Source organism: Streptomyces sp. CNP082 (assembly GCF_059570535.1).
The window spans coordinates 1-19,998 of sequence record NZ_JCANSZ010000014.1 but is presented as its reverse complement, the minus strand read 5'-3'; the positions used below and the strand labels follow the sequence as shown (position 1 = coordinate 19,998).

The window sequence follows — 19,998 nt, the reverse complement described above, 5'->3', positions numbered from 1 at the left end:
GGCAACCCGGCGAACCGAACGGAACTGCAACGGAAGGGAACTCGTGCGTAATCGGACCATGGGCCGGCTCGGCTGGCAGGTGAGCGAGATCGGCTACGGAATGTGGGGCATCGGCGGCGGCCCCGGCGGCTTCACCGGCTGGGACTACGACGTCGCGCCCGACTGCCTGGACCTCGCGGTGGAACTCGGCTGCACCTTCTTCGACACCGCCTGGGTCTACGGCAGAGGGGTCAGCGAGCAGTTGCTCGCGGCCCTGCTCAAGCGCCACCCCGAGCGGCGGCTCTACACCGCGACGAAGGTGCCGCCGCGCAACCGCGAGTGGCCGCCGGGCAAGGACGACACCCTCGACGACGCCTTCCCGCCCGACCACGTGCGCGAGTACGTCCACCGCAGCCTGGAGAACCTGGGCACCGACCGCATCGACCTGCTGCAGTTCCACGTGTGGGAGGACAGGTGGGCCGGCGACGAACGGTGGCAGCGGGTCGTCGCCGATCTCAAGGCGGAGGGCGTGATCGAGGGCTTCGGCATCAGTGTCAACCGCTGGGAGCCGGAGAACTGCATGCGGGCCCTCGACACCGGTCTCGTCGACGTCATCCAGGTGATCTACAACATCTTCGACCAGGCGCCGGAGGACGAGCTGTTCGAGCGCGCGCAGCGCGACGGCGTCGGCATCATCGCGCGCGTCCCGTTCGACGAGGGCGGGCTGACCGGCGCGCTCACCCGTCAGACGGCGTTCCCCGAGGACGACTGGCGCGCGGTGTACTTCGGCGCGGACAACCTGGGCCCGACGGTCGACCGCGCGGAGGCCCTGAAGAAGGTGCTCCCCGAGGAAATGACGCTGCCCGAACTCGCGCTGCGCTTCATCCTCCACCACCCGGCCGTGAGCACGGTCATCCCCGGCATGCGCAAACCCGCCCACGTACACGCCAACCTCGCGGTCTCCGACGCCCCGCCGCTCGACGCCGCGCTGCTGGCCGAGCTGCGCCGGCACCGGTGGGACCGGCGGCCCACGGCCTGGTCGATGTGAGCGGGGGCGACGGCGCGGGAGCCGGGGCGGGCGTCATCGCCCTGTGGGCGCACCCGCGCTCGGTGTCGACCGCCTTCCTGCGGATGATGGCCGAGCGCGGCGACGTCACCGTGGTGCATGAGCCGCTGGTGCTGCTCACGGACCACGGCGAGGTGGCGGTGCCGGGCCTCACCGGCGGCACCGCGACCGTACGGTCGTACGCGGAACTGCTCGCGCACCTGGCCCGCCTGGGCGCGCGGGGCCCGGTGTTCTTCAAGGACACGCTGGAGTACCACTACGACCACCTCTTCGCCCACCCCGAGTCGATCGCCGGCTTCCGGCACACGTTCATCGTCCGCGAGCCCGCCGCGGCCATCGCCTCGCACCACGCCGTCAAGCCGGAGTTCGCCTGCCGCGAGGTCGGCTACGAGCACCAGTGGGCGCTGTTCAAGCTGGCGTGGAAGACCACCGGTGTCCGGCCCGTGGTCGTCGCCGCCGAGCGGCTGCTCGCCGACCCGGCCGGCACGGTCGCCGCGTACTGCGCGGCGACCGGCCTGCCCTTCCTGCCCTCCGCGCTGACCTGGGCGCCCGGCGAGCTGCCCCAGTGGCGGCAGAACCGGCGCTGGCACCTGGGCGCCAGCGCCAGCTCCGGCTTCACGGCCCCGCACACCCGGCACCCGGTCACCGTCGCGGACGACACGCGGCTGCGCTCGTACTACGACCACCACCTCCCCTACTACCAGCGGCTCGTCGAACACGCCCTCTGACCCCGGCACAGGAGGAGAGACATGACCGCGACCGAGATCCGCACCGCCACCCCCGGTGAGCGGTTCGCCCACGCCTTCCGCACCGACCCGGCAACCGCGGCGGTCCGCTTCGACTTCACGCTCAGCGACGCCTTCCAGCCCACCTCGGACCGCCCCCGGCTGACCGTCCGCAACCTCTTCCGCAAGCAGCGCGTCGACGCCGACGCGCTCATCTCCTGGTTCGAGTCCCGGCCGGGCGCGGCCATGTCCCACGCGGCGGGCGAGCGGCTGCGGGAGGCCGACTTCCGCTTCGACACGGCGGCGTACGGCGTCGCGCCGATCACCGGCTGGGTGCAGATCCCCGACCGGCTCGCGGGCGAGCCGGCGGCGCTGGCGTCGTTCGTCGACCGCCGGCTGATGGTGCGGCTCGGCACCGCGGAGAACCGCGCGCTCACCGTCGGCCTGCTGAGCCACCCCGACCTGGCGCCGCTGCCGTACTCCGGCTCGTACACCCAAGGGGTGCTGGCCGCCTTCGACGAGATCGAGCAGACCGGCGGCACCGGGCACGCGATGATCGTCAACCCCCGGGACTACTACGGCGAACTGGTCGGAAACGGCAACCTGCTGACCGACCTGGCCCGGGAGAAAGTCATGATCTGCCGCAACCGGCACGTGGCGCCCGGCCACGCGATCGTCGGTGACTTCGCCATGGCGGCGCGGCTGCTGGAGGCCGGCCACTCCGTGATCAAGGTGGCCCAGCCGCCGCCCGGCACCTTCGCCGCACCCGGCACGGCCGTGTGCGCCGAGGTCTACGAGGGCGTGGCCCTGCAACTGCCGACGCACTTCTACCACGTGGTCCCGGGAGGGGCGGATGACTGAACAGCGGTGGGCCCCCACCTTCGCCGGCCTGGTAGCCGCGCTGCTGTGCACGTTCACGGCCGTCGGCATGGTGATCCCGGTCATCCCCAAGCTGGTCACGGACGAACTGGACGGCTCGGCCTTCGAGGTGGGCGTCACGTTCACCGTCTCCGGCGTGGTGGCGCTGCTGGTGCGCCCGTACGCGGGGCAGCTCGCCCAGCGCACCGGCTGCCGCCGCGTGATGCTGTTCGGCGCGGTGCTCATCGTCGCCACGGCCGGCCTGTACGCGCTGCCGCTCGGGCTGGCCGGCCTGTACGCGGCGCGGGTCCTGCTGGGCGTCGGCGAGGCGATGCTCTTCATGGCCGGGTCGCTGTGGACGGTGTCGCTGGCCCCGCAGGACCGGCGGGCACAGATCGTCGGCTTCTACGGGCTCGCCATGTGGAGCGGCTTCGCCCTCGGCCCCGTACTCGGCGAACTCGTGTACCGGGCGGGGTCGTTCGAGGCCGTGTGGGCCACGGTCGCCGCGCTCCCGGCCGTCGCGTTCTGCGTGATCCTCAGGCTCACCGACCGGGTGGAGCGCGGTGCCGCGGTCTCCCGCAAGCTGCTGCCGCGCTCGGCCGTGCTGCCGGGGCTGTCGCTGGCGTGCGGCTCCTTCGGCTACGCCATGGTGGCGGGCTTCGCGGCGCTGGCGATGACGGACCGCGGCGTGGCCCACGGGTCCGTCGTCGTCAGCGCGTTCGGCGCCGCGTACGTCACCGTACGCGTGCTGGCAGGCCGGATCCCGGACCGGGTCGGCGCGCTGCCGGTGGTGGTCTTCTCGGCGTCGGTGGAGGCGGTGGGCATGGTGCTGATCGCCTTCGCGGACGAGCTGTGGCTGGCCACACTCGGCGCGCTGATCGCCGGCGGCGGCTTCACGCTGCTCTACCCCGCGCTGGCGCTCATCACCATCGACGCCGCACCGGAGTCCGAACGCGGCGCCGCGCTGGGCGCGGTGACCTCGTTCTTCGACGTGGCCATCGGCGCGGCCGGGCTGATCGGCGGTGCGCTGGCGGAGGTCAGCTACACGGGGACGTTCCTCATCGCGGCCGGTGCGGTGCTGGGCTCGCTGTACGCGGGCACGGCCGCGGCCCGGGGCGCGCCGGCCCGGGACCCGGCGGCGGCCTGAGCGGTCCGGTCCCGGGCCGGGCCGGCGGGGCGCGGGGCTACTGGGGCCAGCCGGCGGACGGGCTGTCGGAGCCCTGTGCCTCGTACCGCTCCGCGCAGCGCTTTCCCACCTCGCGCTCGACCAGTTCCCGGGCCGCGGCGTCGCCGTTCTCCCGCCGCTCCTTTCTGGCCAGCTCGACGACGTCGAGGAGGATCGTGTTCTGCCCGTCGGACAGGCCCTTTTGCTGGTAGTCCGACTGGCTGCCGCCGCCGGGTTTGAGCTGGTCGTGGGCCCAGTAGGTGATCAGCCGTACACACACGGCCTCCTGGGAGGTCGCGCTCGGGGACGGGGCGGCGGACGAGGAGGGTGACTTTCCGCCCCGGCCGGCGGTCTCGTCCGAACCGCCGCACGCGCTCAGCACGGCGGCTAGCAGTGCAGCCGGCACGAGTAACAATCGGGTGCGCATCATCGCCATGGCCATGACCGTACGCGAACAGCGCCCCCGCCGGGCAGCACTGGAGCCGGACGGGGCAACAACGTGCGGCCTCGCCGTGAGCTGTTCCCGGACCAGGCCGCGGGCCTGGCCCGCCGCGCTCGGTTCCGCCGGCAGCGGCCACTCGGCGATGTCCTGCGGCTCTGTGCCGCCCGCATGCGGGCAGCACAGACACCGAAGCGCGACATCGGCATCACTAGCCGGTCGGGCCCGCGTTGGAGATCACTTCGCGGGCTTCGGCGGGGATGTCGCCGACGTTGAAGGTGACGTTGTCGCGGGCGATGTTGCCTCGTTGGCCGTCGACGATGCCGGTGATGGCGGGGTTGGTCGTGTAGTTGCCGACCAGGGTGAGGTCGCCGGTGCGGTTGCCGTTCTGGTTGTTGGCGTGCGCCCACTGACCGGCGCTGCCGACGAAGACGTTGCGGCTGCCGCTGAGGTAGCGGGAACCCTCGTCGAAGTACAGGCCGAGCTGTCCGCTGTTCTCGCAGTAGTTCTCGTCGACGACGCCGCCTGGAATCGCGGAGAGGCTGTAGATGCAGCCGGCGTCGAACATCGTCTGCACGACGTTGCGCACGTGGTTGCCCACGACGCGTACGTCGCGCAGGGTTGTGGGGGTCTGGTAGACCGGCTGGAAGTCGTAGAGCCCGCGGTTGACGTACTCCGGGCTGCCGCCGGGGTCGTTGGCGCCCCAGCCGTAGCCGATCCCGATACCGGTGTAGGGCATGTCGGAGACGTAGTTGTGCTCGATGGCCAGTCCGGAGATGTAGCTGGCGAAGATGCCGTCCTGGTCGAGGTATTCGAGCGCCGTGGAGTAGATGCGGTTGTTCCTGATCAGGATGTCGCTGTTGGTCATGCGCGGGTCGGCCGGATGGTGTGCGTCCGGGCGTACCCCGCCCGCCACGATGCCGCCGCCGGCGCTTGCGGTGAAGGTGTTGCCCACGACCGACACGTTCCTCGCGCCGAGTCCCACGCCGGTGCCGTGCGCGTTGGCGTCGTTGCCGATGCCGAGGCCGACGGAGCCGAGGTTGACGAAGCTGTTGTTCGCGAAGGCGATGTTCTCCGCGGCGGACACCTGTACCGCTCCGGGGGTCTGGGCCCAGTTGTTGCGGGCGCCCTCGAATCCCTTGCAGCCGACCGCGCACGAGGTGAAGGCGTCGGCGGGCCGGTGCTGCTGGACTCCGTCGATGAACGCGCCCGTCTGCTGGTTGGCGTATCCGTTGGCGGTGCCGGGGTGCAGCCACGTGGTGCCGGTGTAGGTCAGCCCTTCGAACCGGAGGTCGTGGGCCGGCTCGTCGTAGGTGCCACCGACCTCCAGCAGTGATTCCAGCCGCGGCAGCTCGACAGGTGTGCTCTGCAGATCCTGTCCGGGAAGCGGCTTGTAGTACAGCGTTCCGGCGGTCGTGTCCAGGTACCACTCGCCGGGCTCGTCGAGGAAGCTCTTGGAGTTCAGCAGAGAGAACGTGGGTGTGCGGAACGGGGACTGGACGGTGTCGTACCCGTAGGTGTTGTTGTCCCAGCCGGGTTGCTGCATGACGACCGTAGAGCCGGAGATGCTCTGTACGGGGGCGAACCGGTTGGTGAACGACAGCTTCGCCTGGAGTTCGATGCGCTTCTGGTCAGGGAGGGTGGCGAGGTAGGCGAGGTCCGGGTTGTCGAGGGTGAAGCCGGACGCGTTGAGGGTGATGTCGGACCGGGACAGTCCGGTCCGCGCGCGCTGTGCCGGTACGCCGTCGACGTAGAGCTGCCGGCTGTCGAAGCCGGTGCCGACGTCGGCCTTGTAGACGCCCGTCGCCGGGTCGTCGAGCTCCCAGCCCGTGACCGGATCCGCGCCGCTCACCACGGCTTCCGCTCCCGGTGCGGCCGTCCAGGTCACGGTGTGTCCGAAGCGGCCGGAGTCGGCGGCGCCGAAGCGCAGCGGGGAGCCGAGGCGGTGGATTCCCTGCAGCAGGCTCACCCTGACGTCGCCGTCGCCCCGGGCCGCGAGGTCCCGTGCCCGACGCTGCGCCTCGGCCAGGGTCTGCAACGGCTGCCCGGCGGTCCCCGGGCCGTCGTCGGCGGCCCTTGGCGCGCCGGTCGGAGCGACGACGAGCGTGTACTGCCGGGGTGCTGCGGCTGACTCGGCGGGGAGGACGGCGAGGAGTCCGGCGGCCAGGGCCGCGGCAGCCGCCGCGGCGGCTGTGCGTGCGTACGGTGCGCGGAGTGGAGGCATGGCCGTGTCCTTTCTTCGCGGTGGGGGGTCAGGGTCGGGCGGTGTGCGGCGCCTCGTCGATGTGCTGGGGCGCGGGGAGCGGGGGACGTCCGGCGGGACGGGCGGCGAGGGGGCTGCGGTCCCCGACGGCCAGCAGCCGCCGTCCGGCGTACTCCGGCCGGACTTCGGGGCCCTCGTGCACGGCGGTGGGCCGGGGCCGTGCCGCCGCCGCGATCGTTTTCTCGTCGACCTCGATGCCCAGTCCGGCCTGGTCGCCGAGGACGAAGGCGCCGTCCTCGACACGCAGGTCGAAGGAGAGGCCGACCGGCTCCCGCAGGTTCTGCAGTTCGCTTGCGAGGTGGTTAGGCACGGCTGTCGCGGCGTGCAGCAGCCCGAGCGGAGAGCCCCCGATCGGGCTGACCGGCAGGTCGTGGGCGTGGGCCAGGGCGGCGACCCGCAGGAAGTGGGTCACGCCCCAGGCCGCCGCCGCCTGCACGATGTCGACCGCGCCCTGGGCCAGAAGAGAGCGGTACTGTTCGAGCCCGGTGAGGTTCTCCCCGCTCGCCACCGAGGCGCGGATCCCCCGTCCGACGACGGCCAGGCCCTCGGCGTCCCAGCGCCGGACGGGCTCCTCGATCCAGGTGAGGTCCAGGGTCTGCTCCAGCTCCCGGACGTGGCGGACGGCCTGCTTGCGGGTCCAGGTCTCGTTCACGTCGAGCATCAGGGCGGGCCGCATCCCGTGCCCGGCCCGGGTCAGCACCTCCCGTACGAGGGTCAGGCGGTCGCGGTCCCGCTCGATGTCGAGGCCGCCCTTGAGCTTGGCCGCCCGCAGGCCGCGCTCGGCGTAGTCCTGGTAGACCGTGGCCAGTTCGTCGTCACCGAGGGCGATGTCGAGGCCGGACGCGTAGGCGGGGACTCGCCGGTCGCGTCCGCCGAGCAGGCGCCACAGTGGTTCGCCGGCCGCTTTCGCCTTGATGTCCCACAGGGCGGTGTCGAGTGCGCCGATGGTCCCGAAGACGGCCCCGTTGTGGCCGGCCTTGAACGCCTGCCGCAGCATGCGGTCGTAGAGCGCGTTCACGCAGCGCGGGTCCTCGCCGTCGATGGCCGCGAACACGGCTTCCTCTGCCGCCTGCGGTCCCAGCCCGACTCCGGTGATCCCGGTGTCGGTCTCCACCAGGATCACCGGCACGGGGGTGATCCCGTCGGTGAGGACGCCGTTGGCGTCCCCGACGGGCCGGCCCCAGTCGAGGAAGGTCGTCAGCGTGCGATATCCGGTGATCCGCATGTCAGCCCTTCGTGGCGCCGGCGGTGATCCCGTCGGCGATCTGGCGCTGGAAGAAGAGGTAGATCACGAGGACCGGCAGTGCGGCGATCAGCACTCCGGAGGCGAAGGTGGGGATGTCGTCGGAGTACTGTCCGCGCAGCGAGGTGACACCCACCATGAGGGTGCGGTGCTCGGCGGACGGCATCATGAGCAGGGAGATGAGGACGTCGTTCCAGCAGAACAGGGCGTTGAGGATGCCGACCGACAGCAGTGCCGGGCCGCCGATCGGCAGCATGATCCGCCGGTAGACGCCGTACAGCGTGTTCCCGTCGACCCTGGCGGCGTCCACGATCTCGCGCGGGATCCCGGAGTAGTAGCTGGTCATCAGGAAGATCGAGAAAGGGAGGAACTGCGCGACGTAGGCGAGGACCAGCCCGGGGTAGGTGTCGATGAGCCCCAGGTCCGCCATGACCTGCGCAAGCGGGACCATGACGACCTGGAACGGTACGAACAGCGCCGCGAGGAAGCCCAGGAACAGTGCTCGTGAACCCCGGAACCGCAGCTGGCTCAGTGCGAAGCCGGTCATCGAGCCGATCAGCAGGAGAATCGCGACCGCGGAAGCCACCACGACCACGGAGTTGACGAAGTACCGGCCGAGCCCGACGCTCGTCCACGCCCTGGCGATGTTGTCCCAGCGCACGGAGTCCGCCGGCGAGAACCGGTCGAGGATGTAGTCGTGGCGGGACTTCATGGCGACGTTGGCGGTGAACACCAGGGGGTAGACCGTCGCCAGTGCGAGGGCGGCCATCGGAACGGCGACCGCCCAGGCGCGCCGACGAGGGCCGCGCATCAGCTCTCCCTCCCCGCGCGACGGAGCAGCCCGATCTGCATCAGCCCGACCACGAGCATGAGAAGGAAGAGAACCGTCGAGGCGGCCGAGGCGAGCGCCGGGCGGTTCATCTGCCCCTGCTGGATCCAGATGTAGTACTCCGGCAGGTAGGTCGACCCCTCAGGTCCACCGCCGGTCATCACGTAGAGCAGGCCGAACATGGAGGTCAGCATTCCGATCATGGTGGTGACGAAGACGAACTGGATGGTGCGGGACAGGCCGGGGACGATCACGTGCCGGATGACCTGGGCGAGCCGCGCGCCGTCGACGCGGGCGGCGTCGAGGAGGCTGGTGTCCAGGGTGGCGAACCCGGCGAGGAAGACCACCAGTGCCATCCCGAACGTCGCCCAGACGTGCACTCCGACGACGGTGAACATGGCGGCGTCCGGATCGCCGAGCCAGTCGACCGGGCCGATGCCGGCCGTGTCCAGAAGAGTGTTGAGCGGGCCGTCGAAGGCGAGCAGGAGGTTGAAGATCGCGCCGACGATCACCGGCGAGAGCACGGCCGGGAAGAAGTAGACGCTCCGGAAGAGCCGGTGACCGGGCACCCGCAGGAAGATGAAGATCGCCAGCATGCCCGGGATCGCCACCGCGACGGGGAGCAGCAGCACCAGCAGCCCGACGTTCTTCAACGCGGTGCGGAAGAGCGGGTCGTCGAGGAGTTCCGCGTAGTTGTCCAGGCCGACGGAGGTCCCGTCGCGCACCCCGTCGCCCGTGAAGGAGAAGTTGACGCCCAGGAGCAGTGGCCACAGCCGAAGCGTCGCGATGACCAGGACGGCCGGGGCCACCAGGACGTAGGGCGCGAGGTGTTCGGCACGCCGCGCGCCACAGGCGCGTTGCGGGCCCGTACCGGTGCCCGGGCGGCGCGTGCGCCGCAGGGGCTTCGTCCGGCCGCTCCGCTCGGCACCGGCCCGGCCGGCCGCCGGCTGCGCGCCTCCGAGCAGCACGGGGTCAGCCCTTCTGGTCGGAGTCGGCCAGTTGCTTCAGCGCGTCGTCGACGCTGGCCGATCCGCTCAGGATCTGCTGCGAGAGCCTCCCCATCAGATCCAGCGTCTCGGTGGACAGCGCGACGTGCAGTGCCGGCTTGCCGGTCTCGATCTCCGACGCGATCGTGGCCAGGGCCGCTCCGCCACCCGAGACGTCGACAGTGGTGTCGGAGACGACCGCGCCGGCGTCGGCGTAGAACGCCTTGAGAGCGTCCGTCGAGGTCAGGGAGCGCACCAGGTCTGCGGCCAGGGCCGGCTTCTTCGTCCACTCCGCGATCCCGTAGCCGATTCCGCCGTCGTACGGCAGGACGGGCTCGGCGTCGGCCTCGGCACGCGGAGGCGGCATGACGCCGATGTCGTCCGGGTCCAGGAACTCGCCGAAGTCCTTCCAGTGCCCGACGTCCGACATCAGCCCGACGATGTGGGCTGCTTCGCCGGACTGGAAGAGGGCGAAGGCGTCGTTGAACAGTGCGGTCGAGTTGGCCCCGTCGTTGTTCAGGCCGGCGTCGCCGGTCTCCTTCCAGAGTTCGAAGATCCGCCGCACGCGGGGGGAGTCCCAGTCCCGGTCCCCGGCGATCCAGGCGTCGTACTCGCGCGGGGTGAGGACGCCCGGTCCCAGGCCCGAGAGGAAGAACTGAATGCCGAAGCCCTCTTTGTTCCCGAGGGAGAGGCAACTGGCGTCCGTCGCCTCGGCGATGGCCTCGCAGTCGTCGGTGAACTCCCGCCACGTGGTCGCCGGCTGATCGGGGTCGAGCCCGGCTTCTTCGTAGAGCGCCTTGTTGTAGTAGAGGGGATGGCCCTGCAACGTCACCGGTGCGGCATAGGTCTTGCCCTTCGCGGTGAAGGCCTCCCAGCCGGCCAGCCGCTGCCGGTCCTCGGTGACGTAGTCGTCAAGGGGAAGGAGGGCGTCCGTGCGGTCGCGTATCTGGCCCCCGCCGTTGAAGAGCATGACGTCGGGGCCCTCGCCGGACTGCATGGCCGTGCCGAGCAGTGTGTAGTACTGGTCGAAGGGCTGGGCCACGAACTCGACCGTCACATCGGGGTGCTGCTCGGCGAAGTCGGCCTTCGCCTGCTCGATGTAGGAGGCGGCCGTCTCCTCGCCGGACTTCCAGTCCCAGACCACGAGTCTGCCGTCCGCGGCGCCGGACGACGAGCCGGAGCGCGCGCTGCCGCAGCCGGACAGCAGCCCGGCGACCAGGACGACCGACCACAGTGCTGGCCGCTTCATGTGGATCACTCTCCGTTGCTGCGGGAAGACGGCGGGCCATCGCCGATGGCTCGGAAACGTAACTCGTATGACGTATTACGTCAATGCCTGGTCGCGTATGATGACCGCCTAGTCATGGCACCGCGTCGTCGCGGGGCCGCCGGAGGAACGATGACGACATCCCAGCCAGCAGCCCAGGGCAGTTCTCCACCCCCCACCTGGGCGCAACGACCGGCGAGCCTCGCGCGGGCGGTGACGGCCGAACTGGTGGGACGCATCGTCCGCGGGGAACACCCGCCGGGGACGCCACTGCCCCCCGAGCCCGCCCTCTGCGAGACCTTCGGGGTGAGCCGCACGGTCGTCCGGGAAGCCGTGAAGGTCCTGCAGGAGAAGGGGCTCGTACAGGTTCGCCAGGGTTCGGGGACCATGGTGACCACACCGGCGCTGTGGAACATGCTCGACGAGCAGGTCCTGGCGGCGAGCATCGCGCAGGACGAGAGCCTGGCGATCCTCGACGACCTCGTCGTCACCCGGCGCCTGCTCGAGTCCGACATGGCGAACGTCGCCGCCCGGCTGGCCACCGGGGACGTCGTCGACCGGCTGCGCTCTCTGGTGGACCGGATGGACGAGCTCGTCGACGACCACGTCGCGTACGCCGAACACGACCGCGCGTTCCACGACGTGATCATGCAGTCGTCCGGGAATCGCATCGCCCGTGCCGTGGTGCGGGCGCTGGAGAGCCAGGTCGTCAACACCGCCCGGTACATGGGGCATCCGGAGCGTGCCATGTGCGTCGCGTCCAACCGCGGCCACCGCCGCATTTACGAACGCATCGCCGCCCACGATCCGAGCGGCGCCGCCGAGGCGATGTTCACCCACATCACCGAGGCCTGGCTCGTCCGCCGCAGCGCACCGGGTGACCCGGTGCGGCTGGACCGTTAGCGGTCGTTCCCGGAAGGGCCGGCGCGACCGCGGTGGTCCGCGCCCGCGGTGGTCCGCGCCCGCCGGCGGGCGGGCGGGCGTTCACGCTCCGGCTCCGCCGCGCCGCGCTCCCAGGGCGTTCGCACGGTACGTGTGCCCGGGCAGAGCGGGGAACTCGATCAGATCCGGTTCTGGCTGCTCGTGCTGGACCGGATCGCCACTGGCCAGATCGAGGATCTCGTAGCCGTCGCGGAACATCTGGCTGCGGACTTTCACGGCCCCGTCGCGGTCGGGGGTGAGGGAGAGCCGGGTGGCCCGGCCGCCGGTCCACGCGGCGCCGACCGTGTAACCGCCGCGTCCGCGCAGGCCCTCCACGCTCCCGTTCGGCCAGGCCGGCGGCAGTGCGGGCAGCAGGTGCAGTTCGCCGTGGTGGCTGTGCAGCAGCATCTCGGCGATGCCGGACGTCGCGCCGAAGTTGCCGTCGATCTGGAACGGCGGATGCAGGTCGAACATGTTGGGCGCGAGCCGGTCCGGTGTCACGAGGTCGCGGATCAGGTCGTGTGCTCTGCCGCCCTCTTCCATGCGCGCCCAGAAGTTGATCTTCCAGGCCAGTGACCAGCCCGTTCCGTCGTCGCCACGCAACTCCAGGGTCCGGCGGGCGGCCTCGAACAGCTCGGGTGTGCCGCGCTTGGTGATCTGGTTGCCGGGGTGCAGACCGTAGAGGTGCGATACGTGCCGGTGGAACTGCTCGGTCTCCGTCCAGTCGTACAGCCACTCCTGGACGTTGCCGCGGGCGCCGATCCGCATCGGGGCCAACCGCTCACGGGCCGCCAGGACCTCTCCGCGGAAGTCGGCGTCCACGCCCAGGATCTCGCCGGCCCGGGCGCAGCCGTCGAACAGGTCACGCAGGATCTGCATGTCCATGGTGGGGCCCGCGCACACGGACGCGCCGGAGTGGTGGGCGAGCTCTGGCGAGTTCGACGGGTTGGTGACCAGCCAGCCCAGATCCGGCTCCGCCACCAGCGTGTCGAGGAAGAACCGGGCGGCGCCCTTCAGCGCGGGGTAGCGGGCGCGCAGGAAGTCGATGTCGCCGGTGTACCGGTAGTGGTCCCAGATCATGGTGGCGAGCCATGCCCCGCCGGTCTGCCACATGCCCCAGAAGGCCCCGTCCACGACCGAGGTCCCCCGCCACGCGTCGGTGTTGTGGTGCGTGACCCAGCCGCGTGCGCCGTACTGCGCCTGGGCCGTGCGGGCGCCGGTCACCGTGAGGTCGTCGATCATGTCGAACACCGGCTCGCAGCACTCGGAGAGGTTCGTCGAGCCGGCCGGCCAGTAGTTCATCGGCAGGTTGGCGTTGAGGGTGTACTTCGAGTCCCAGGGCGGGGCCATCTGCTCGTTCCAGATGCCCTGGAGGTTGGCCGGCTGAGTGCCGGGCCGCGAGGAGGAGATCAGCAGGTAGCGGCCGTACTGGAAGAGGAGCGCGGAGAACTGGGGATCGTCGGCACCGCCGTGCTGGGCGATCCGGACGTCTGTCGGCTGATCGGCCGCTCCGGTACGGCCGAGGTCGATCGTGGTCCGGCCGAACAGCTCCTGGTAGTCGGCCACATGCCGGCTGCGGAGGTCGTCATACGCGGTGCCCTGCACGGCGTCGAGGTGCCTGCTGGCGATGCCCCGGTAGTCGCCGCCCGCATTCTGGTAGTCGACGTAGCTGGTGCCGATGGAGACCAGCAGCGTGACGCTGTCGGCACCGGCCACCCGGAGCGTGCCACCCGAGCCGGATACCGTGCCGCCCTCGGCAACGGCCCGGGCCAGCGCGAGGAACCGGACGGAACCGGGGATCCCCTCCATGCTGCCCGAGATTCCTTCCAACGCGATCGTCGTTGCGTCGGGGTGGGATGTCGAGGCGCTCTGCGGGCTCGCGAACGCGGCTGTGAACGAGATCGAGCCGGGCGCATCGGCGGTCAGGCGCATGACAATCACCTGGTCCGGCGCGCTGGCGATCACCTCGCGCTGGAACCGCACGCCGTTCGCCACGTAGGTCACCGCGGTGGTGGCGGTGGTGAGGTCGAGCCACCGCCGGTACTCCGAAGTTCCGCTCGTGCCGGGAAGGGTGAGCCTGAGGTCGCCGACAGGCTGGTAGGCCAGCTCTCCGGCCGGCCTCCCAAGCATCGTCCGGTCGATCAGCGACTGCGCCTGTTCCCACTGGCCGTCGAAGACCAGTTGCCGGATCTGCGGCAGCGCATCGGCACCCCCCGGGTTGGCGGGGTCGTACGGTCCACCCGCCCAGAGCGTGTCCTCGTTGAGCTGGAGCCGTTCGGTGTCGACGTTGCCGAAGACCATGGCGCCAAGGCGGCCGGCACCGACCGGCAGCGCGCGCAGCCAGTCCGAGCCGGCCGGTTCGTCGTACCACAGCGCCAGGTCGTCGACCGCTCGTACCTCCGGGGGCGCGGCCGAGTCGGCGCGGGCGGACGCCGTCCATGGGACAGGCATCATGACGGCTCCCGCGCCCGCCGCGCCGAGCCTGACCATCTGCCTGCGCGTCAGTCCCCGCATCCTGATCCTCCACTGAGTCCGGACAGAGTCCCGGCGGTACCGTCGGGAGCGGTCCGCCGCAGGAGCCCGACTCGGGGCCGGGCTCCTGCCGTTCACCAGCGAGGCCCCGGTCATCGCCGCCACCGGCCCGTCGAGGGTCGCCGCGCACGGCCACCTCCGGTCCGCCGATGGCCTCATCGGCCATGACACGCGGGAGACATTAAATGTCCACGGGGACCAACGCAAGCCCTCTCACGCCAACCCGCCGGAACAAAACGGGAATAGACCGCATCCTTCGACCGCTCAACGATCCAGACATCAGATGTATAGTGCTTCGCACTATCCAGAAGACCGGTGATCGCCGGGTGGCCGGATACACAGCCGAGGCTGGAGGCCGAGCGATGTCACTGACCGACAAGGCGATCAGGCGCATTCGGGAGATGATCGCTTCGGGCGAGCTTCCGCCGGGTGCGAAGCTGCCGCCGGAGCAGCAACTGGCCGCGGAGCTGGGTCTGTCCCGGGGGCTGATGCGCGAGGCGGTCAAGGCGCTGGTCGTCACGCGCGTGCTGGAAATCCGCCGGGGCGACGGCACCTACGTCACGACGCTGGAGCCGAGAGTGCTGCTCGAAGGGCTGGGCTCCGCGGTCGACCTCCTCCAGGGGGACACCCTGCTGGAACTCACCGAGGTGCGCCGGCTCTTCGAGCCGGTCGCCACCGGCCTGGCCGCCACCCGCATCTCGGCCGCAGAACTCGCCGGAGTGGCGGGACACCTGGACGCCATGCGTGCGGCCAGGGACGACGTCGAACTGCTCAACAAGCACGACGCGGCCTTCCACCAGGCCGTCGTCTCCGCCACCGGCAACCAGACGATGGCGAGCCTGCTGGAGGGGATCTCCGGGCGGACGGTACGGGCCCGGGTCTGGCGCGGGATGGTCGACGGGAACGTCGCCGACCGGACACTCGCCCAGCACCAGGAGATCTACGAGGCGCTGGCCGCCGGAGACGCCGCGCTCGCCCAGGCCGCCGCGCTCATCCACATCAGCACCACCGAGGCGTGGCTCCGCAGCCATCTCGCGCCGGACGCGAAGGCCGCGGCGCACCCGGAGGCCGGGATGTGAGAGTTCGTCAGGCATACGGCCAGCAAGGGCTCGGCATCGGTGCGATCGCCGACAGGCGGGTCGAAAATTTCGACCTTGGAATCGAAATTATTCCGCTACAGGGGTTGACGCCCCGCCTCCGCCCCTCAATCATCCCTGTCTGAGAGTTCGACCAAAGTTCGATATATCGAACCGCTCCGGTCTGGTCCTGGTCCTGGCCACCAACGCCACCTCCGCCTGCCGAACCACCCGGGCGGCCACCGCAAGGATCCCTTCCCCCCACAGGAGTGTCTTCGTATGTCCATGAACAGGCGCACCGCTCTGGGCGCCGTGCTGGGTCTGGGTATAGCCGGAACGACGGGCGCCGCCTCCCTGCTCGGCGCCGCACCCGCCGTCGGCGACCCGGCTCGCCGGCCCGCCCTCCCCCGGCAGGCACCGACCCAGGATTTCGCCATCGGAGTCCGGCAGTTCGAGTGGAGCCGCGGCAACCGCCGGCTGTTCACCAAGATCTTCTACCCGGCCACCGGCTCCCCCGGCGGCAACCCCGTGCCCGACGCCCCGCTCGCCGACGGCGTGTTCCCCGTCGCCCACTGGAACCACGGCGCGTACGGCAACTCCGACTCCTACGCCTCGCAGACGCACGCGATAGCGTCCGCCGGCTTCATCTGCCCCGCCCCCTCGATCAGCGACAACACCAACATCGGCTCCGTGTACGGAGGCGAGTGGTCGAAGGACGTCTCCGAGGTCATCACCCAGACCCTGGCGCTGAACGACTCCTCGGGCAGCCCCTTCGCCGGGCACATCGACACCGCGGCCGGCGTCGGCGTCTCCGGCCACTCGATGGGCGGCATGACCGTCCACGGGCTGCTGACCAACTGGCCGGACGACCGGATCGAGGCCGCCGTCCCGGTCGCCTGCGTGGACATGGGCAACCCGGCGGGGCTGGACGCCAACGTGCTGTTCATCCACGGCGACCAGGACCCCACCTGCCAGTACAGCCTGGCCCGCCAGGCATACGGGGAGCTGTCCGCCCCCAAGGCGTTCCTCACCCACGTCGGCGCGGACCACGCCGCGTATCTCAACCCGGGCTTCCCGACCTTCAACCAGACCCAGAACACCCTCGTGGACTGGTTCCGCTGGAGCCTGTACGGCGACACCGCCGCCCGCGACCGCCTCCCCCAGGACGCCACCGCACCCGGCACCAACTGGGAAGCCGCACTCGACTGAACCACCGGGTCCGGTACGGCCCCCGCCGTACCGGACCCTCGGCACCGCTTCCGGACAGAAGCCGGACGGCACCTGTCACCCTCCACCGGAAAGCAAGGAGCAGTCATGTTCAGCACCTCACGCAAGCGGCGCACACGCGGCCGGACCTCGTCGGCGATCACCGCGGTCACGGCCTCCGCCGGCCTGGCGGCGGCCGGCCTCCTGGCGTTCCCCGGCAGCGCCCACGCCGCCGACACGCTCGGCGCGTCGGCGGCCGAGAGCGGTCGCTACTACGGCGCCGCCGTGGCCCCCAACCTGCTCGGCGAGAGCGCCTACGCGTCCACGCTGAACCGCGAATTCAACAGCATCGTCGCCGAGAACGTCATGAAGTGGGACGCCACCGAGCCCAGCCGGGGCCAGTTCAACTTCGGCGGCGGAGACCAGCTCGTCGCCCACGCCCAGAGCAACGGCATGTCCGTACGCGGCCACACCCTGGTCTGGCACGCCCAGCAGCCCGGCTGGGTGCAGGGGCTGTCCGGCGACAACCTGCGCCAGGCGATGCTCAACCACATCGACGGAGTCGCCGGACACTACGCCGGGAAGATCGACTCCTGGGACGTGGTCAACGAGGCGTTCGAATGGGACGGCAGCCGCCGCCAGTCCAACCTCCAGCAGCAGATGGGCGACGGCTGGATCGAAGACGCCTTCCGCGCCGCCGACGCCGCCGACCCGGACGCCACGCTCTGCTACAACGACTACGGCACCGACGGCGTCAACGCCAAGAGCGATGGCATCTACCGCATGGTCCAGGACTTCCAGGCCCGCGGCGTACCCATCGACTGCGTCGGCTTCCAGTCCCACCTCGACTCCAACTCCGACCTCAGCAGCTACCAGCAGAACCTGCAGCGCTTCGCCGACCTCGGCATCGACGTACAGATCACCGAGCTGGACATCGGCGGCTCCGGCACCGCCCAGGCCAACGCCTACCGCACGGTCACCCAGGCGTGCATGGCGGTGTCCCGCTGCACCGGCATCACCACCTGGGGCATCACCGACAAGTACTCCTGGCGCGGCCAGGACACCCCGCTGCTGTTCGACAGCAACTACCAGAAGAAGCAGGCATACAACGCGGTACTGGAAGCGCTGAACAGCGCCCCCTGACACCCCGGAGTACGCCGCCTCTCACGGACCCGGGGCGGGGCGCCCGGGAGGGCCCTGCCGAGCGCAGGTGCAGGGCGCACCGCCCCAGCACGGAGAACGCCGATCTGCCGCCCCGAGGCGGTCACCCACACCCCCGGCCAGGCGCGCGACGAGCCCGGAGCAGCGCTGCGCCGGGCCGTGGGCCGCCCTACGGAAGGTTCCCATGCACAGACACGTCAGAAAGTTACTCGCGGTGGGCATCTGCCCGCTGCTCGCCACCGCAGGCGCCGTCACGATGCTGTCGCCGGCCTCGGCCGAACCCGCCGGCGCGGGCGACACCCGGCAGGCGGAGTTCCGGCAGGTCACCCTCGCCAAGGGGGCCGCCGAGACGGGCGAGCCGATGTCGCTGGCCGTGCTGCCCGACCGCTCGGTGCTGCACACCTCGCGCGACGGCACCCTGCGGGTCACCGACCCGCAGGGCACCACAGCGGTCGCGGGCAAGATCGACGTCTACCGCCACGATGAGGACGGCCTGCTGGGCCTCGGCGTCGATCCCGGCTTCGCCACCAACCGCTTCGTCTACCTGTACTACTCGCCCCTGCTCGACACCCCGTCCGGGGACGCGCCGAGCGAAGGCTCGCCCGCGAACTTCGAGCCGTTCAACGGCGTCAACCGGCTCTCCCGATTCACTCTGAACGAGGACTACGCCCTCGACCTCGGCAGCGAGAAGACGATCCTCGACGTGGCGGTCGACCGGGGCCAGTGCTGCCACACCGGCGGGGACATCGACTTCGACGCCGCGGGCAGCCTCTACCTCTCCACCGGCGACGACAGCAACCCCTTCGCCTCCTCCGGCTACACCCCGATCGACGAACGGGGCAACCGCAACCCGGCGTTCGACGCACAGCGGTCGGCGGGCAGCACCAACGACCTGCGCGGCAAGATCCTGCGGATCACGGTCAACGACGACGGCTCGTACGACATCCCGGAGGGCAATCTCTTCGCGCCGGGAACACCTCAGACACGGCCCGAGATCTACGCCATGGGCTTCCGCAACCCGTACCGGATGAGCGTCGACCAGGAGACCGGCGTGGTCTACGTCGGTGACTACGGCCCCGACGCCGGGTCTGCCTCCCCGAGCCGCGGTCCGGGCGGCATGGTGGAGTTCGCCCGGGTGGCAGGGCCGGGCAACTACGGCTGGCCGTACTGCGTCGGCAACAACCAGCCCTACATCGACTACGACTTCGCCTCGGGCGCCTCCGGCTCCGCGTTCAACTGCTCGGCGCCCGTCAACGACTCCCCGCACAACACCGGCCAGAGCACGCTCCCGCCGGCCCAGCCGGCGTGGATCCCCTACGACGGCGGCTCCCTGCCGGAGTTCGGCAGCGGCTCGGAGTCACCCATGGCCGGCCCCGTCTACAACTACGACCCGGACCTGGACTCGGCGGTGAAGTTCCCGCAGGAGTTCGACGGTGACTTCTTCGCCATGGAGTTCGGCCGGCGCTGGCTCAAGAACATCGCCGTGAACGCCGACGGCAGCCGCGGCGACATCGGCACCATGCCCTGGTCCGGCACCCAGTTGATGGACGCGGCCTTCGGCCCCGACGGTGCCCTGTACGTCCTGGACTACGGCACGACGTGGTACGCGGGCGACGAGAACAGCGCCCTGTACCGCATCGAGAACGTCTCCGGGGCCGCGGAACACACCGGCGCGGCGGACTGACCCGCACCACTGCACCGACAGACCGGACGGCGCTGACTGGGCCGGCCGGAACCGCTTGCTCAAAAATCGGAGGTCCCAGTGTACGGACGAAGTTTCACCCGCAGGCATCCGTTCGCGGTAGTCGCCGCCGCGGTGTCGGCCGTGGTCGCGTTGGCGCCCGCGCTCACAGCGAACCCGGCTCAGGCGGCCGGCAGCATCCAGAAGTGGTCCGGCCTGTCCGGGACGACGGACGCTCAGTGTGCGCTTCCGTCGTCCTACCGGTGGTCGTCTTCGGGTGTGCTGGCGCAGCCGGCGCACGGGTGGGTGTCGCTGAAGGACTTCACCGCCGTGAAGCACAACGGCCAGCATCTCATCTACGGCACGAAGGTGGAGGGGTCGTCGTACGGCTCGATGGCCTTCAGCCCCTTCACCGACTGGNCGGACATGGCATCAGCCGGCCAGAACGAGATGAACCAGGCCACCGTCGCACCCACACTCTTCTACTTCGCACCCAAGAACATCTGGGTACTGGCCTACCAGTGGGGCCAGTGGCCCTTCATCTACCGCACCTCAAACGACCCCGCCAACCCCAACGGCTGGTCCTCACCACAACCCCTGT

General features: G+C 70.6%; 15 protein-coding genes and 2 pseudogenes. 10 read left to right on the top strand and 7 right to left on the bottom strand.

Annotated elements, in window-relative coordinates; translation table 11 throughout:
- Positions 1 to 43 precede the first annotated feature (43 nt).
- Genes B124_RS14315 through B124_RS14300 form a run of 4 tightly spaced genes read left to right on the top strand, consistent with a single transcriptional unit; the run spans position 44 to position 3,775 of the window.
- Positions 44 to 1,027, top strand: a complete 984-nt coding sequence (locus B124_RS14315) for an aldo/keto reductase (RefSeq protein WP_496503190.1) — start codon at positions 44 to 46, stop codon at positions 1,025 to 1,027.
- Positions 994 to 1,773 (top strand): sulfotransferase-like domain-containing protein, encoded by a 780-nt coding sequence (locus B124_RS14310; protein WP_496503189.1) that lies wholly within the window; start codon positions 994 to 996, stop codon positions 1,771 to 1,773. The genes B124_RS14315 and B124_RS14310 overlap by 34 nt, the downstream gene beginning before the upstream one ends.
- A 21-nt stretch (positions 1,774 to 1,794) precedes the next feature.
- A complete protein-coding gene (locus tag B124_RS14305) occupies positions 1,795 to 2,631 on the top strand; it encodes a family 3 encapsulin nanocompartment shell protein (protein WP_496503188.1) in 837 nt (278 codons plus the stop codon).
- Positions 2,624 to 3,775 (top strand): MFS transporter, encoded by a 1,152-nt coding sequence (locus B124_RS14300; RefSeq protein WP_496503187.1) that lies wholly within the window; start codon positions 2,624 to 2,626, stop codon positions 3,773 to 3,775. The genes B124_RS14305 and B124_RS14300 overlap by 8 nt, the downstream gene beginning before the upstream one ends.
- 37 nt (positions 3,776 to 3,812) lie before the next feature.
- Here B124_RS14300 and B124_RS14295 read toward each other — a convergent pair whose 3' ends face one another.
- The 6 genes from B124_RS14295 to B124_RS14270 all read right to left on the bottom strand — a co-directional run bounded on the left by B124_RS14295 (position 3,813) and on the right by B124_RS14270 (position 10,802).
- The gene (locus B124_RS14295; RefSeq protein WP_496503186.1) at positions 3,813 to 4,229 is read right to left on the bottom strand and encodes a hypothetical protein; all 417 of its coding nucleotides are present in this window, start codon (positions 4,227 to 4,229) and stop codon (positions 3,813 to 3,815) included.
- Positions 4,230 to 4,443: 214 nt separating this feature from the next.
- Entirely contained in the window at positions 4,444 to 6,456 is a 2,013-nt protein-coding gene (locus tag B124_RS14290) for a right-handed parallel beta-helix repeat-containing protein (protein ID WP_496503185.1), read from the bottom strand.
- 28 nt (positions 6,457 to 6,484) lie between these two features.
- Positions 6,485 to 7,720, bottom strand: coding sequence for a mandelate racemase/muconate lactonizing enzyme family protein (locus B124_RS14285; protein ID WP_496503184.1), 1,236 nt, complete (start codon positions 7,718 to 7,720; stop codon positions 6,485 to 6,487).
- 1 nt (position 7,721) lies between these two features.
- Positions 7,722 to 8,549, bottom strand: coding sequence for a carbohydrate ABC transporter permease (locus tag B124_RS14280; RefSeq protein ID WP_496503183.1), 828 nt, complete (start codon positions 8,547 to 8,549; stop codon positions 7,722 to 7,724).
- Positions 8,549 to 9,379 carry a carbohydrate ABC transporter permease gene (locus B124_RS14275; RefSeq protein WP_496503292.1) on the bottom strand — a complete coding sequence of 277 codons (831 nt, stop codon included), beginning with the start codon at positions 9,377 to 9,379 and terminating at the stop codon, positions 8,549 to 8,551. Before B124_RS14275 ends, B124_RS14280 begins: the two co-directional genes overlap by 1 nt.
- Before the next feature lie 160 nt (positions 9,380 to 9,539).
- Positions 9,540 to 10,802 carry an ABC transporter substrate-binding protein gene (locus B124_RS14270; RefSeq protein WP_496503182.1) on the bottom strand — a complete coding sequence of 421 codons (1,263 nt, stop codon included), beginning with the start codon at positions 10,800 to 10,802 and terminating at the stop codon, positions 9,540 to 9,542.
- 150 nt (positions 10,803 to 10,952) lie between these two features.
- Here B124_RS14270 and B124_RS14265 point away from each other — a divergent pair, with 150 nt between their 5' ends.
- Entirely contained in the window at positions 10,953 to 11,723 is a 771-nt protein-coding gene (locus tag B124_RS14265; protein ID WP_496503181.1) for a FadR/GntR family transcriptional regulator, read from the top strand.
- A gap of 81 nt (positions 11,724 to 11,804) precedes the next feature.
- Here B124_RS14265 and B124_RS14260 read toward each other — a convergent pair whose 3' ends face one another.
- Entirely contained in the window at positions 11,805 to 14,255 is a 2,451-nt protein-coding gene (locus tag B124_RS14260) for a glycoside hydrolase family 95 protein (RefSeq protein ID WP_496503180.1), read from the bottom strand.
- A 380-nt stretch (positions 14,256 to 14,635) separates the two neighbouring features.
- Between B124_RS14260 and B124_RS14255 the strand changes: the two genes are divergently transcribed.
- From B124_RS14255 to B124_RS14235, 5 genes and pseudogenes are all read left to right on the top strand, one after another.
- Positions 14,636 to 15,352: a FadR/GntR family transcriptional regulator gene (locus B124_RS14255; RefSeq protein ID WP_496503179.1), complete on the top strand. Its 717-nt coding sequence runs from the start codon at positions 14,636 to 14,638 to the stop codon at positions 15,350 to 15,352.
- A gap of 276 nt (positions 15,353 to 15,628) precedes the next feature.
- On the top strand, positions 15,629 to 16,558 hold the full coding sequence (locus B124_RS14250; RefSeq protein ID WP_496503178.1) for a poly(ethylene terephthalate) hydrolase family protein: 930 nt from the start codon (positions 15,629 to 15,631) through the stop codon (positions 16,556 to 16,558).
- A 105-nt stretch (positions 16,559 to 16,663) separates the two neighbouring features.
- Entirely contained in the window at positions 16,664 to 17,698 is a 1,035-nt protein-coding gene (locus B124_RS14245; RefSeq protein WP_496503177.1) for an endo-1,4-beta-xylanase, read from the top strand.
- A gap of 202 nt (positions 17,699 to 17,900) precedes the next feature.
- A pseudogene (locus B124_RS14240) lies at positions 17,901 to 19,367 on the top strand (PQQ-dependent sugar dehydrogenase); the annotation flags it as partial.
- Between the two features lie 222 nt (positions 19,368 to 19,589).
- Positions 19,590 to 19,998 (top strand): annotated as a pseudogene (locus tag B124_RS14235) (non-reducing end alpha-L-arabinofuranosidase family hydrolase); the annotation flags it as partial.